13 protein-coding genes are annotated in these 14,691 nt (G+C 44.2%); 3 read left to right on the top strand and 10 right to left on the bottom strand.

The features are described from left to right. Nucleotides 1-382 precede the first annotated feature (382 nt). A complete protein-coding gene (rpsO, locus tag J2S23_RS04700) occupies nucleotides 383-652 on the bottom strand; it encodes a 30S ribosomal protein S15 (RefSeq protein ID WP_307121599.1) in 270 nt (89 codons plus the stop codon). Nucleotides 653-855: 203 nt separating this feature from the next. Between rpsO and J2S23_RS04695 the strand changes: the two genes are divergently transcribed. Continuing rightward, complete coding sequence (locus tag J2S23_RS04695) at nucleotides 856-1,152, top strand: DUF4298 domain-containing protein (protein WP_307121598.1); 297 nt, start codon at nucleotides 856-858, stop codon at nucleotides 1,150-1,152. 16 nt (nucleotides 1,153-1,168) lie between these two features. Here J2S23_RS04695 and J2S23_RS04690 read toward each other — a convergent pair whose 3' ends face one another. Further along, complete coding sequence (locus J2S23_RS04690; protein ID WP_307121597.1) at nucleotides 1,169-2,065, bottom strand: diacylglycerol/lipid kinase family protein; 897 nt, start codon at nucleotides 2,063-2,065, stop codon at nucleotides 1,169-1,171. 162 nt (nucleotides 2,066-2,227) lie between these two features. On the opposite strand from J2S23_RS04690, the gene J2S23_RS04685 reads away from it, so the two are divergent. Continuing rightward, nucleotides 2,228-3,268, top strand: coding sequence for a 2,3-butanediol dehydrogenase (locus J2S23_RS04685; RefSeq protein ID WP_307121596.1), 1,041 nt, complete (start codon nucleotides 2,228-2,230; stop codon nucleotides 3,266-3,268). Nucleotides 3,269-3,559: 291 nt separating this feature from the next. Here the strand turns inward: J2S23_RS04685 and J2S23_RS04680 are convergent, their stop codons facing one another. From J2S23_RS04680 to J2S23_RS04645, 8 genes are all read right to left on the bottom strand, one after another. After that, entirely contained in the window at nucleotides 3,560-4,627 is a 1,068-nt protein-coding gene (locus J2S23_RS04680) for a hypothetical protein (RefSeq protein WP_307121595.1), read from the bottom strand. Next, entirely contained in the window at nucleotides 4,620-7,064 is a 2,445-nt protein-coding gene (locus J2S23_RS04675; protein ID WP_307121594.1) for a phosphoenolpyruvate synthase, read from the bottom strand. The genes J2S23_RS04680 and J2S23_RS04675 overlap by 8 nt, the downstream gene beginning before the upstream one ends. Next, the gene (locus tag J2S23_RS04670; protein ID WP_307121593.1) at nucleotides 7,065-7,964 is read right to left on the bottom strand and encodes a UbiA prenyltransferase family protein; all 900 of its coding nucleotides are present in this window, start codon (nucleotides 7,962-7,964) and stop codon (nucleotides 7,065-7,067) included. Further along, entirely contained in the window at nucleotides 7,949-8,833 is an 885-nt protein-coding gene (locus J2S23_RS04665) for a phosphatidylserine decarboxylase (RefSeq protein ID WP_307121592.1), read from the bottom strand. The genes J2S23_RS04670 and J2S23_RS04665 overlap by 16 nt, the downstream gene beginning before the upstream one ends. Continuing rightward, nucleotides 8,830-9,438 (bottom strand): CDP-alcohol phosphatidyltransferase family protein, encoded by a 609-nt coding sequence (locus J2S23_RS04660; RefSeq protein ID WP_307121591.1) that lies wholly within the window; start codon nucleotides 9,436-9,438, stop codon nucleotides 8,830-8,832. The genes J2S23_RS04665 and J2S23_RS04660 overlap by 4 nt, the downstream gene beginning before the upstream one ends. Then, the gene (locus tag J2S23_RS04655) at nucleotides 9,439-11,814 is read right to left on the bottom strand and encodes a PEP/pyruvate-binding domain-containing protein (protein WP_307121590.1); all 2,376 of its coding nucleotides are present in this window, start codon (nucleotides 11,812-11,814) and stop codon (nucleotides 9,439-9,441) included. It abuts the gene before it with no gap. Next, nucleotides 11,815-12,405 (bottom strand): CDP-archaeol synthase, encoded by a 591-nt coding sequence (locus J2S23_RS04650; RefSeq protein ID WP_307121589.1) that lies wholly within the window; start codon nucleotides 12,403-12,405, stop codon nucleotides 11,815-11,817. A gap of 103 nt (nucleotides 12,406-12,508) precedes the next feature. Beyond that, a complete protein-coding gene (locus tag J2S23_RS04645; protein WP_307121588.1) occupies nucleotides 12,509-13,675 on the bottom strand; it encodes an MFS transporter in 1,167 nt (388 codons plus the stop codon). Nucleotides 13,676-13,960: 285 nt separating this feature from the next. On the opposite strand from J2S23_RS04645, the gene def reads away from it, so the two are divergent. Then, nucleotides 13,961-14,575 (top strand): peptide deformylase, encoded by a 615-nt coding sequence (gene def, locus J2S23_RS04640; RefSeq protein ID WP_307121654.1) that lies wholly within the window; start codon nucleotides 13,961-13,963, stop codon nucleotides 14,573-14,575. The last annotated feature ends 116 nt before the right edge of the window (nucleotides 14,576-14,691 follow it).

Below are 14,691 nucleotides of genomic sequence, written 5' to 3'. Positions count from 1 at the left end.
ATAGCATTGTATGGACTTAACCCACCAGGCAAGCTAACAAAATCTCCTCAGACAATAAGAAAAGTCCTCTCAATCTAAAGAGCTTTCACAGAGGATAACTACTAAGTGGTTGAATGCTTTGAGGCTAGGGAGCGAAGCCGTAAATTGGACTTGAGTCCATCAGGGCACACTGAAACGCATCAAAAATCAGGCATGCAAAAAGACACCCTTAAAGCAAGGATGCCTAATTGAACTCGGTCTAAGGTCTTTGCGAAGCAACGACCGATTAGTGCCCTTGTATTTTTTCAAATAGAGTGGCTATAATCTAGGCAGGGCGCTGGTGATAAACCTTGAGGTTATCACCAGCGCTCTAACGAAGAGTAAAGACACTTTATTGAAAAAATTAACGACGAAGTCCGAGTGAGTTGATTAATTCACGGTAACGGTTAACATCGTTCTTACGCAAGTAAGCCAAGAGGTTACGACGGTGACCGATTTTTTTCATCAAACCACGGTAAGTTGCGTGGTCTTTTTTATGTTGTTGGATGTGGCTGTTAAGGTGGTTGATTTCCCAAGTAAGGACAGCAACTTGTACCTCTACTGAACCAGTGTCACCTTCGTGACGTGCGTATTGTGAAATGATTTCATTTTTTTTCTCTTTTGAGATTGCCATGAGTTTGTTCTCCTTTTTGTTTACTGCTTAATCCGAGTGATAGGTTGGCAGCCTATAACCAAGAAAAAGTTTTGTCGTTCAAGACGACACCTAGTATTCTAGCAAGATTTCCTAGGTTTGTCAAATGCCTTTGCTCTTTATTTGCCTTGACCAATACCTTTCTTTTCTTTACAATGAGGGTAATAAAAGAAAGCAGGTGCGTTATGGAAAGTCTTGACCGTATCAAAGAAATGGGTGAGCGCTATGATGTGAGCATCACCCAACTAGAAGAACTCCGAGCTCGTTTAGCTTTGTTAAAAGCAAATAAAACTAATTACAATACTTTATTAGACTATTACAGCCAAGATTGGGCGGGCGATTATGAGGCTTCTAACCTTCCGGACTTTCCTAGAGAAGCGAATCACGCCATCCTAAGCCAAGATGCTATTTTTGATTTGGTCAGTGATTACCAATCTTTGGCCATCGAGATGATTGAAGTTGCCCTTAGTTATTTGAAATAAGGCTGGCAAATTTAGGCTAGTCTCCAGTAGTATAGACCTGCAGATGGGATGGCAGGATACTAAGGGTAACTGGGAGACGATCTCCTTCATCTCCATCAACGTTTAGAGTTAAGGTGTCTTGCGAATCAAGCAAGGAAATGGTAATGTCTTTAAAATCTTGGTAGGCGACAAACTCATTGGAGCTGTCTACGCCTGAAACCAGACTTGGGATGGCTTGAATGGTTTCTAAGAGATTCTTGTCCTTAAGGTAGATGAGGTGCAACTTGCCGTCATTGACCTTAGCTTCTGGCAATATACTTTCAAAGCCGCCGATGGAATTCGTGAGCCCGATGATAATGGTCGTGCTAGTGATTTCCTTTTCCTCCCCATCAATGACTAGCTGAAAACGATAGGGTGACGTGCTGACCAGATTTTCAATTCCGGCAATCAGATAGGCGAACTTGCCATATTTGGTCTTTTCCTTGCTGTCAACATCATTAATGGACTCGGGAATAGCTCCAATCGCAACAACATTCATGAAGTACTTATCATTAACCTTACCGATATCCAGTGGTCTGGTCCTGCTCAAATCCAGCTGGGCGATGGCTTCAGCTGGGTCTAATGGCATCTTGAGGGCACGCGCTAAGTCATTGACCGTGCCCAAAGGGAAAAAGCCAAAGGCTGGACGATAAGTTTCTTCAGCCAATCCACTAATCCCCTCATTAACTGTCCCATCCCCTCCCATAACAAAGACGGCATCAAAATGCTCACGGGCAGCGGTTTTGGCAAAGGTGAAGGCATCCCCGGCTTTTTCAGTGTAGCTGACCGTTAGGTCATCAAATGCTGTGGCTAATTTTGCTTTTGCTGAGGCTTCGTATCCCAAGGCTTTCTCACCACCAGCACTAGGATTTATGATCAATAAGGCACGTGTCATGGCAGACCTCACTTTCTTTTTGTGCTGCTACTGTGCTTTTTTCTTATTTTACCAAAAATTGTTCTGATTTTCAGAGAATTATCTTTATTTCTGAAATCGTTTTCCTTTTTCGGGATTTTGTGATATAATTTACATATCATTATTAAAAATTGGAGGTCTTTTATGAAAGCAGCACGTTGGTATAACAAAAAAGATGTTCGCGTTGAGGAGATTGAAACTCCCGAAACACTAGGAGCAACTGAAGTGAAGTTAGCTGTCAAATACGCTGGTATTTGCGGAAGTGATTTGCATGAATATTTAGGCGGACCTATTTTCATCCCAACTGAACAAGAGCATCCTTACTCTCATCGAAAAGCTCCTATAACAATGGGACATGAGTACTGTGGGGAAGTGGTTGCCGTTGGTGATCAGGTTACTAATCTTGTGCCTGGTGACCGTGTTGTGGTAGAGCCGATCTTAACAGCTGACGGTCAATTGGTTGGCCAATACAATATTGATCCTAATCTCGGCTTTATTGGTCTTGCTGGTGATGGTGGTTTCGCTGAATTTTCAGTGGTCGAAGCCTGCAACTGTCACAAGTTACCAGACGGTGTTGATTTCCAACAAGGAGCTTTGACTGAGCCTGCAGCTGTTGCCTTATATGCGGTTCGCCAAAGTAAATTCCGCGTGGGAGATTCTGCTGTTGTCTTTGGTGCAGGCCCTATCGGCCTTTTAATCATTGACGCCTTAAATGCCGCTGGTGCTACTGAAATCTATGCGGTAGAAGTCTCTCCAGAACGACAAGAATTGGCACGCGAACTAGGAGCCATTGCGATTGACCCGACCGCTGAGGATGCTGTAGCTAAAATTCAAGAATTAACTAACGGCGGAGCGGATATTTCCTTTGAGGTAACAGGTGTGCCAAAAGTTCTGGCACAATCCCTTGAAGCGCTCAAAAATGACGGGGAATGTATCGTCGTCAGCATTTGGGAAACAGAAGCTAGTTTCCATCCAAATGAGCTCGTTATCAAGGAAAAAACGATGAAAGGAATCATCGCTTACCGTCATATTTTCCCTGATGTTTTGAAATTGATGACACAAGGTTACTTCTCTAAAGATAAGTTGGTGACCAAGGTTATTAAACTCGACGACATTGTGGAGGAAGGCTTTGAAGCCCTTGTCAAAGAAAAATCTCAAATCAAAATCTTGGTTAGCCCAGAATAAAGAATTGCCCCCATAGAGCTCCATGTAGCCCTTTGGGGGTTTGTCGTTTGATAGACATCCTATTCTTATTAATGATCGATGCGATGTATTAAAAGGTTGCCAGCTCTGGCAAGCACAGGGTCTTCTCATGATTCTAGCAAGTTGAGAGTGAGTCGAAGCTGGGCAAAAAGTCTCGAAAAACAGAAAATGGCATAGAATAACGTTGATTCTTTGCCATTTTTCTTTTAAAAGAATAATTAAAATATAACTTTTTCCCCCAGCCTCGTCCCACTCTCATCTATTTTCTGTAGCTTATAATATCATTTCGAATAAACCGTAGTGATGATTGTCTGCCTTTAAAGTTGGGGCGTAATGTTCTGTGATTTTTCCTTGATGTATTAATGCTCCCACTGCCAGAGCCTTGCGGGCTTTGATTTCTTGATAGATAGGGTAGGTGAGGGCGGAGCCTAGTCCTAAATGGTCTGGTGCCACTCCAAGGTAGAGGATGAGATAGCGCTTCGCTTTCTTGCGAATCTTGAGCAGTTTTAAGAGATTGATAGGATGTTTTTTTTGATAGACGAGGTTTCCGTAATCAGGGAGGGTGATGAGAAAACCGACCAACTGATCATCTTTATAGGCTAACTTAACCATCGAAAAGTCTAAAATATAGCGATAAGGCGCAAAAAGTTCCTTGAAAGAGTCCTCAGAGATGGCATGATAAAGAGGAAAGTCCGCATACAGGGTTGACAACAAGCGAAAGACTTGAGCAGATACCCTCGTCCAATCGTTGGGTTTGGGAGAAAGGATAGTGTAGCCCTTAGATAAAAATTGGTGGTAACGCTTTTCTAATCTCCCCTGATGATCGTCTAGAGGCACACGACGGTAAAAAACTGAACCATAAGTCTCGCTTAATTGAAAACCAGCCCTCTGCCATAGTTTAGGATAGAAAGCTAGACCAGTGGGCTCTCCTGTAAAGGGAGGCTGATCAAAGTGGTCCAACTTCATACGGTAACCTAGCCAAAAACTAGCATTAACTGGTCCAACAAGATGGGTCTTGCCTTGTGCTCTCACTTTTGCTTTGACCGTTTCAAATAGTTTTCGAACTGTCTGCCAGTCATTTTGAGCCTCGAAATAACCTATATAGGCCTTGTTTTCCTTGGGATAACCGATGATGGCCAATCGAGCTGTAGGCCTGCCCTCCTTGTAGGCCACCAAAGCCTCAAGTTGGTAATAAGAACTCAGCTCATGCTCTCCTAAGAGTTGGGCTTTTTCTTCAGTCTCAGATTGTGTTAAAAAAGTTGGCTGATACAAGGTTTTGGGAAGGGCTAAAAAATCTTGCATCTCTTTAGAATTTGGTCTTACTTCCTTAATCTCAATCATCTTGGTCTCCTTCTAGCCGTTCAATTTGACCAGTTAAGCCATCCATGATAACCCAATCACCATCCTGAAACAGTTCCGTCGCATGTTTAACGCCCACAACGGATGGAATCCCGAGTTCCCTTGAAATAATGGCAGTGTGAGACAAAAGCGAACCTTTTTCAGCTATAATACCTTTGGACTGGGATAAAAGGTAAACCCAACCAGGATCGGTCATCTGGGTGACAATAATGTGATCTGATAAAGGACCTACCTGAGTGACATCTTTAACGACCTTGATCTGTCCCTTAACCTTTCCTTTAGCACACCCTATTCCCTGGACGAATCGTGTTTGAGCAAACGTCTGGCCTGTTTCGGTACTCTCTGTGACTTGGCGATCAAAAGCCTCCCCCAAATAAACAAGGCGGCTAAAGGTTGGAAGCTTAGCATCTTGCTGGTATTTGAATCGCCTTTGGGCAATGATATCTGTCATCGATTGGCTTTTTCCCAGTGCCAAGTCAAACAATTCCGGATAAGTGAGGTAAAAACAGTCTTCCAGCTGGTCCAATTTCCCATTATGGACAAGGTCTTTTCCTATATTTAGAAAAATTTCACGCATCATTCCGTAGATACGGGTGCGGTTGAGACGGGAACTTTCTCTATTGCGAATCCCCTGGATAGCCTGCTCTTGAATAAACCCTGCCTTTTGAGGAGGAGTTTGAGGGAATGCACTTTGGACATCCTGGCTGTGTTGTTGAGCCAGATGGGCCACTAAGCGTTCTGGATTGGTGCGAAAAGTCGCTGTTTCCATTTTTAATTCTTCTGGAGCTCGGTCCCCATAAAGCTGGATAAAGGTCGCCATCTCCTGAGCTAACGAAGCTGTACTCCCTAGCCATTCCTGTAATTCTTCTTTTGTGAATTGCAAAAGTCTGTCTTGCTGCGAGCGAGGTAATTGCTGGAATTGAGCTGTTAATGCCTGCATGGCATGAGCCGGTTTCATACTTTCTATCTGTGAAATACCAGCTATTGTGGCTTGTACATCCTCTGATGGTCTGTATTTTTTCAAAAGCCCTGTATAAATAAAGGCGTAAAGATCATTGATTAGGGTGATATCCCAATGGTCTAAAACTTGAGTCTTGAGTTCTTCAAAGAGGTTGTATAGGGCCTGAGGGCTCTGATCTTTAGTTATCTGTTGCCAAAAATACCGCTCGATTTCAGCAAAATCTTTTTCCAAATCAGCCATTTGCTTGGGTGTCGAGAGGAACTGCTTCATAATCTGTCCACTGGTCTTTACCCTTTGCCAAAACCCAAGCTTTATTGGGATTGCGCTATAGGTTTTATCCTCTATTCCTAGCATGTCTTGCCAAATGGGGATAATCTGTTTAGAAAAAGGCAGAATCTGTAAGAGCTGATACCAGGAGGATATTTGATAATACAGCCGACTATTAACCGCAGTCACCATTTGCTGAAAGGTTGGCTCATAGGCCTCAAGGGCTACCTGATTACCTCCTAACAATCGAGTTGCCAGGCTCCTAAAAATACTGGTATAGGCTTCCTTCACAAAACTAATGGTTAAAGGAGTGCTTAACCCAGGATAAGATTCAACAATGTTGCTATTATCTAGTATGAGGGGTTGGCCATCGGGAAGCGTGGTAATCGGTCTCACCTGCAAGAGGTATAAATGATCTTCAACAAAGGTAAACTCAATGTCTAAATAAGGACCAAATAGGCTGATACAAGACCTTGCTGCACCTCTTAGACTTGACAATTGAGAAGCATTCAAAAGGGGTAGTCCCTGAGTATATGATAAATCATCCAAGGGATGGTAAACTGTCATTGTCGTCTCTATCCGATCTTCAACGACTTGACTCCCATCGCCTTCTCCGACAACAATAACATGCTCACTAATTAAGCCTTGAGGATTGGCAGTAAAATAAATGCCCGATAACTGGCCAACCGCCATCTCTTGAACAAGGGCTACCATTTCCAAATCAGCTACCTGCAGTCCCTGCTCAAAGGCATAGGCTAAAGCAGAAACCTCATATAAGGATAATAAGGTTTCTAACAAGGCACTTTGGAGGTCAGAGGGGTGCTGGTATAAGGATGTGTGAAATTGTCCAGCAAAAGAAGACTGCGCAGAATCCTCAATGGTTGCTGAAGACCGAACAGAAAACAGGGCTGTTGACGGTTCTATCATCTCCTTGACGGTGGACAACTCTTCCAAGGGAAATTGCTGCCGAGCCCATGTCTTTAAGGTTTGGCTCAAGCCTTCAATCGTGTACAGGCCATTGGTATAAGCTTCCTGAAAGTTTTTTAGGGTTGAACGGTTCTCTGGTAGATCAAAGAGGTCGTAACTGTATACCTCAAAGGGTGGCACAGGAAGACCAGCTTCCCGCAAGCGGTCTAAATGATAGGCTTTGGCTCCTGCTTTTTTAGCGGTAATAGGAGAGATAGGTTTCATTTAAAAACGTCCAATCAAAAGGTAGAGAGCGACAGCGACAACCATGGTTGTTTCTGTAATGTAGGTATAGCGTTCCACACGTTCTTTAATACTAAAGCGAGTTGGATCCTTGATATACTGCTGAAATTGGATTGTCATCCATAAAACGTTGACGACTAAAACAAGAACACCAAGTTTTGAAATTCCCCATAGCAAGGCAATATTGGTTAGAATATCAAGCAAGGTAAGAAATTGAACAAAACGGGTCACTCTTTGGTAGCCAAACAGTTTAGAATAGGTGACATAGGCTGTTTCATCCTTGGGAGCTCTTATTTTACGGCTAATTTCCCATATCAAACTCGGAAAATACATGGTAAAGGCGAGTAAAACGGTCGTCCATGACAGGAGAGGGAGTTGGTATTTGTAACAAACGAAGGAAATGGTATAAATATTGAGAACCATCATGACGGGATTGTGGGTGACCAGCGCCATAGGGAGTGAATTCTGAATCTTATCTTTTTGGAAAAACCAAAAGGACATGAGGGTTCCATAGATATAAAGAAACAAAAACCAGCCGATATTATTCATAAATAGGATGTTCAAAAGAACAGATATCGCCACAACCACCCCCAAGGCAATAGCCAAGTCAGATTTTTTCACGCGTCCTGATGGCAAGGCTCTCTCTGGAAATAAGCGGCGATCCGTCTCATAATCCTTAAAGTCATCCGCTATGCGTAAAATCATTAGAAAGACAAAAATGGTGAAGATACCGACAAATTCTTGAATCCCAATGTCAAAGGTGTGCACACCTTGATTGAGCAATAGGACAAAGTAAATTTCAAAAAACATGATGACCGCTAGTAAAAAGCGAGGGATGATCGGGTACATTTCTTTGTAATAGGTGGCTAATCTTGATAACATGTTGTGTTCTCCTTTTTTCTACCAATGGCTTGGCCCATTTTGACTTGAACCTCTATACCACGCTTTGAATACTCTAAAATTTCCTGGTCAAAGGATACCTTATTTTTTTGATATAGCACTAAAATGCTAGAGCCCCCTAGACTAAAATAGCCTTTTTCTTGACCTCTACTAGCTTCCAAGTGTCCTGGATTATGAATCGCGCCAACCAGTAACGCACCAACCTCCATCTGAAGCACCTGACCAACAGAGGTTTGGTACACCTCAAAGGCTCTCCGATTTTCCTTAAAAACAGGCAGTTCTTGATGCACCATGTCGCGAATGCTGTGGAGTTTCCCTGGGATCCTTTTGCTAGCCAAAACAGGACCGGTCTCCGCATAAAGGTAACGGTGCACATCCTCTACCCCTAAGCGGTATAGGCATAGCCACCCACCCTCAAACAGTGAAGCTAAAGTCTGATCTTGCAAAAGTTCTGCTAGAGGGTAGATTTGACCTTTGACTACGATAGTCTCTCCTGCACTGATAGATTGTACCCGCAATTTCGCATCCGCAACCGCCATCACCTGCTCCTCTGAACAACGAGGACGCGCTTTAAGGAGGGGAGTTCTTGTAAAGAAGGCTGCAAAGTGAGGGTAATCCCGTGTTTCAAACTCAGCTAAGTTAATCTGATAAGTGTCGCAAAACGTTTGGATTTTCCGACGGGAGCTGGGAAGTTTTTCTTTTACCAGAAGCAGTTCTGAAAAAGGAGGCCAAGTGACGATGGGTTGTAAAAACCTTCCCCATTTTGTTTTATACAGCTTATCGACCAGCTGTGATTGGTAATCCGGCAAGTCAATGAGCTGTCTTTTTTCCTTATGATAAATCTGTGTCATAGCATTAACGAGAGACCAAGTAAGGTCACTAAAGCCAATACGACAAAGACGATATAGGCTTTTTTGTTGGGTTTTGGAATTGGATGGTTCCAAATAAATAAGAGACTCATCAAGGGGCCTAAAAGCATCCAAACATAGCCTGAAGAGCCCTTTAGAAAGATTTCACAGAGCCAATAGCTCAGAGGAAATGCGAGGGCCCCATAAGTTACGGGAACCCCAACAAAATGGGTGGTGCTTCCTTCTTCTCCTTTTGTTAAGCGGTTAAAATGCGCCAACCGTGTGACCGCAGCCAAGCTATACAAGACGGCCAAAACAACATTCAACCCTGAAATTGGGACCTGCGTCATGAGCAAAATAGCCGGTAAGGCTGCAAAGTTGATCATATCACAGAGGGAATCAATCTCAACCCCGAACTGCTCTTGCGCCTTTGTTCTCGTCATTCTACGCGCGACAACCCCATCGAACAAGTCACAAATCCCACTGATCACAAATGCCATCATCGCCAAGGCTAATTGGTCATTGATGACCGCACCAATAGCCAAAAGGGCAAAGACGACACCTAGGTAGGTTAAAAGAACTGATTTATTATACTCACCTAGCCACATCTACACTTCCTCCTCTATAATCATAATCTCACCACTTGTCCCATTTATCGTTACTCGCATGCCTGTTTTCAAATGCTTGGTGGCGTCCACCGCACAAACGATTGCTGGAATCCCACATTCTCTCGCCACTATGGAAGCATGAGATAAAACACCGCCATACTCTGTGACCAAGCCAGCTATCTGCCCAAAAGCGTAGGACCATCCTGTATCTGTATACGGAGTCACTAGGATTTCACCTGATTGGATAAGGGATATGTCAGACAAATCTTTTAAGACTCTCACACGCGCTGTGGCAATGCCGTGATTAGCGCCACGACCTTTCAAGGCTGTCTGTCCAACTATAGCTCGCACTTGGTCCGCCCGTAAATCATTGGGCGCCCTAAACTGTTGATAAGCCTTGTAATAGGTCTTCTCATTTCTGATGCGCTCCTGCCAGGTCGACGGATCGACCAAATCCTCGGGGGTTAAAAAGAATAAGTCTTCTGCTTGTTCGAGCAGACCTTGCTTGACATAATGCTCGCCCAAGGCCAATGTCCCTTTCCGGATGAGGTGATAGGTTTTGGTGGAAACATCTTTTAATGCTTCTCGCCACCAGAGCAAGTCCCGTAATTCCTGGACGATGGCCTTCACACGCTTGGTCTGACCTGTCGACAATTTGCTATAAATAGCCTCTAAGTCCTCGTCTCTATTAACCTTAGGGGCTAGACGTTTTTGAAAACTTTCAAAGGCCTCTCGGTTTTGGGATAAGTAGGCGACCTGCTCCCTGATAGGTGTCATATCCTCCTCGTAGCTAGGGGTCAAGAGATCAAGCTCACGACTGGAGTGATAGCCAAAACGCTCTTTGAAGTCTAAGAACGCTTTTTCAGAATCATCAGCTTGCACAGCGTTAGCGATGGCACGTAGAGGATCTGTATGGGATAACTGACCTAGGTCTTCAATCAGAATGAAGAAATCTTCTAGCGATACCTTTTTTAAGAGTGCTGTCTTTTTCATGGCTAATAGGACCGTGTTTAAAAAGACTTGTCTAAAGTATAAGCCTTCGTACTGACTATGGATGTCCTGCGTCAGCTGGAGCCACCATTTTTCCAAATCAGCCGTTGGTTGATAACTGGTCATGTGAGAGAGTTCTTGGACCAGTTGCTCTAAATGGCTCTGCGCGTCCTCAAAGACCTTTTCGATGGTTGTCTGATGGTGGCGATTCATTTGTCGAATGCGCCACGCAATTCCAGCCAGATGAAACGCCTGTTTTACTCGCCATGGTGTTACTTCTCCCATGCCTTCATAATACTTGGCAACTCCTAGCTCATCATCAAAGTCTGCTTCCACATAACCTGGGATTTTAGCCATAGCTTTTTTGACTTGACCTAAGTTCCAATAAAGCCTTGAAAAACGGACTATAGATAGCGACCCTATTTCGAATGGCTTAAATAACCCAGCCTCAATCATAAACTGAGAAAGACTTGCTTGCCAAACCCGCTGGTATAGCCAACGCATGAGTGGGGGACTGGATGACGCCGACACACCGCCATCTCTGAAGTTAGTTGTTGTCCAGCTTCCGCTAGCAACGATTAAGGGGAGTTCGGTGATTGGTCGAGCTTGAAGGAGGTAAAGGCATTCCCCCACAAAGGCAAACTCAATATCCATTGGATGACCAAAGTTAGCCATAACCTCTATACCCATCGTATGAAGTTGTTGCTGCTGGCTAATGGTTAAGACGCTAGATTCAAATTTTGGAAAAAACCAGTCCAAGGTGAGAAATTCTGGTCGTTGGTAACCATCAACGAGACTTGAACCATTTCCCTCGACGACTTCAATCAACATCCTGGTATCTGATTGTCCTTCTGGAGCTGTTGTAAAGCAAACTCCTGAGAAATCGGGATGAAGTTCTTCTTGGATAAGGAGTGCTAACTGATAAGCTTTAGCCATCCCCAATCGCTCCCAATAAGCCTGGACCTGGTCTTGAAAAAGAGACGCGATACACTGTTTGATGGCTGACCACACGGTCTCCAAATTCTCACAGCCTCCAAAGGAATCGTATTGGCCCGCAAAGGAATGCTCTTGCCCATCTTCATGTAAAGCACTGGAGCGGACAATATAGGTCCGATCAGCTTTATGCCAGCTGGCCCAGGCTTGAGAAAGGGATTGCGGAATAGGTAAGTCCTCTAGACAAGTAAGAACCTCCTTAGGCCTTAGCCGTCCCCAACTGTCTCGTGGAAAACGAGATAGCACAATCGGTTGCCAGAGAGCCGTTAGCTCCTCTTCTGGAAAGAGCAAGGCCTCTGGAACAGCATAGCCAAGTCCTTGTATGCTTATGAGACCATTAGCCTTCCCACCAAAAGAAGGCTGAGGCGTATTTTCAGTGATTAAGTTTTCCATTTAAAATTGGGTCTTTCTGAGTTTCAAGAGAAACAAGAGCTGATTCACGCCGACATGTGTTAAGGCACCTAGGGCAATAAAGCCTAGATAAAGCCAAATAGACATAGGATAAACCAGTGCTAAAACAGCTACACATCCAATGAGGGAATCGATTTGATCGAGAAGGAAGAAAAAGAGTCGTTGGTTTTTAGGATGGGCTAACTGTCCAGGGATAATATCAAACCGTCTCTTTAGCCAGCTATTTGGCAACTCGCATAAAACATAGGCGAAGCCTAGACCAGCGCCAAACAGACTATTAAACCAGAACGTATTTGGTTGGGTTTCATAAACCATGTTGAGCCGACTCAGGGCAGGTATGACATGGCCCAGGCCACCCCAGAAAACCTGAAAGAAGTAGCCAAACCCAATCATGCCAACAAAACCCTTCCAGGTTTTATGGTCCCCAAAAAGCCGTTTCCCATCCGAAAGGATCTTCCCACGGTCAATCGGTCGATACCAGGTTTTAGCTATTTCACTACGACAAAAAGCCATATTGGCCATACCAGCTAAAATAACTGGAAACAGCGTCGCATACATTCGGATTACAAGCATGATTCTCCTTTTTGAGAGTCCCAGGTTAACCACTATTCCCGTCCTCTCTTCTGATGATTGCTTCTTTGCTGAAATGGCAGAAGAGTCTTAACCAGATCCCTTATTAGCTTTCGTTAACACTATTTTGGCGCATTTTCCAAAACAATATGATGCTTAATACCAGACCAGCAAGAGCATAAATGCCATAGGCTCCTGCTCCAAATGTTGGTAGTTTTTCGAGAAGAGGGGGTAATAAGGAGGAGGTTGCCCCTCCAGTATTGCAACCCACTAAAATGATGGTCATCACCGCGTTAAGCAAGGCTTGAGGCGTTTGTTCTGAAGCCATATTAAAGACTAACGTTAGGACTAGGCTATAAAAGAAGCCTGTCACCATCGCACCGATGTAAAGGACAAGAAGGTTCATCGGCTGGGTCACCAAGAGAATACAGAGTGAAAAGATTAGCACTGAGACAGGAAGCAAGGCATTTTTTAGGTGACCTAAGAGATGGCTAAAGGCCATACCAGCTAGAATACCCATCAGCATCATGGCACTAAGAATAAGACTAGCCTGCTGAGGTGTAGCAATCCCAGACTCCTGTACCATAACAGGGATTCGCAGGGTCAGAGCCGAATTGACATTGATGACAAAAAAGGCAACCACCGCTAACCCAAGGGCTCTTAGCCAATCCCTTTGACTGAGTTTGGCCTTAGGACCATCCAAAGCTTCCTCTGCTTTGTCTGCTTCTGCAGGAACAAAGCGCAGGTAGAGAAAGAGAACCACAAGGGCTAAGAGATAGATGGAAAAGGCTATAGGCCACCCAAAGCCCAATAAAGCACCGACGATAGCAGTCAAGATAGCTGACCCCAATACCTCTGTAGAACCTCTAAGCCCCATCATCTGGAGCCGTTCCTTCCCCTTAAAATGAGTGCTGACCATATTGATTGCTCGTGCATTGATCATCCCTAGTCCAAAACCAAGAAAGAGACGCCCAATAAATAAGATGGCATAAACCTGGCTTAATAAGGGCACCGATCCTCCTAGCGCTACCAACAGTAGCCCGATAGAAATCATGGCCCGCTCGGATACCCATCTGGTCAAAACAGGGTTTAGAACAAGGCTAGTCATAATAGCAAAGGACGTCACTGTAATCAAAAAACCGACCTGCTGCTCTGAATAACCATCTTGTGCAAAATGGTCTAGCATGGCTGGCAGGGCTGGAGAGACTGCAAAGGTCGACACCAACATAAATGACAATGAAAGAATACTCATTTTTTCTAAAAAGCGTTGCATAAGCTTGTCCAATCTCTCTCTTACTTGAAATCGTGTTTTGATTTATTATACAGGAAATCCCCTTAAAACACAAAGTCCCCTTAATTGAAAATCTTTTATTCTAAACGTTTTTGTGGTATAGTAAGACTATTACTTAACCCCTTGAAAAAAGACTGTCGAGCTTTAACTTCACCTTTATCATAGGATTCATGTTCTTAAAGGGAGGATACCTAGAGGACTGTTCCCTCATCCTAGACAGTTTTTTTGAGGATTCACAGTTATAGTTTACAGAGAAACGGAGACATCATGACTGTTATTGAAAAATTAACCCGTGCGAGCCATCTCATCGATATGAACGATATTATTCGGGAAGGCAACCCGACCTTACGTCAGGTAGCTGACGAGGTGGCCTTGCCCCTCTCAGACCAGGACATCATCCTCGGCGAGAAGATGATGCAGTTCCTCAAGAATTCGCAGGATCCTGTCATGGCTGAAAAACTAGGCCTGCGCGGAGGTGTCGGACTCGCTGCTCCCCAGCTCGACATTTCAAAACGCATTATTGCCTGCCTCATTCCAAATCCCGAAGATGAAGAGGGGAACCCTCCCAAGGAAGCCTATTCCCTAGAAGTTATCATGTATAATCCTAAAATCGTTGCCCACTCTGTCCAAGAAGCGGCACTGGCAGATGGCGAAGGCTGCTTATCCGTCGACCGTCCGGTAGAAGGCTATGTCATCCGCAACAGCCGGGTAACCGTGGAATACGTGGACAAGAACGGTGACAAGCAACGGGTCAAACTTAAGGGCTACAACGCCATTGTCGTCCAACACGAGATCGACCACATCAATGGCATCATGTTCTACGATCGCATTAATGAGGACAACCCATTTGCTATCAAAGAAGGCCTCCTGATTATCGAATAAGGCTTAAGACAATCCCCCGTATTCTCAGATACGGGGGATTTTGTGTCACTTGCTTAGCTCTCTTTTTTAACACTACTACTCCATTAAAGCATCAAAAAACCAGCCCACTAGCTGGT

The sequence above is a fragment of the Streptococcus moroccensis genome (assembly GCF_030812835.1).
GTDB lineage: Bacteria > Bacillota > Bacilli > Lactobacillales > Streptococcaceae > Streptococcus > Streptococcus moroccensis.
Note: the sequence above shows the minus strand (reverse complement) of the source record. Positions and strands in the feature narration are given on the sequence as shown.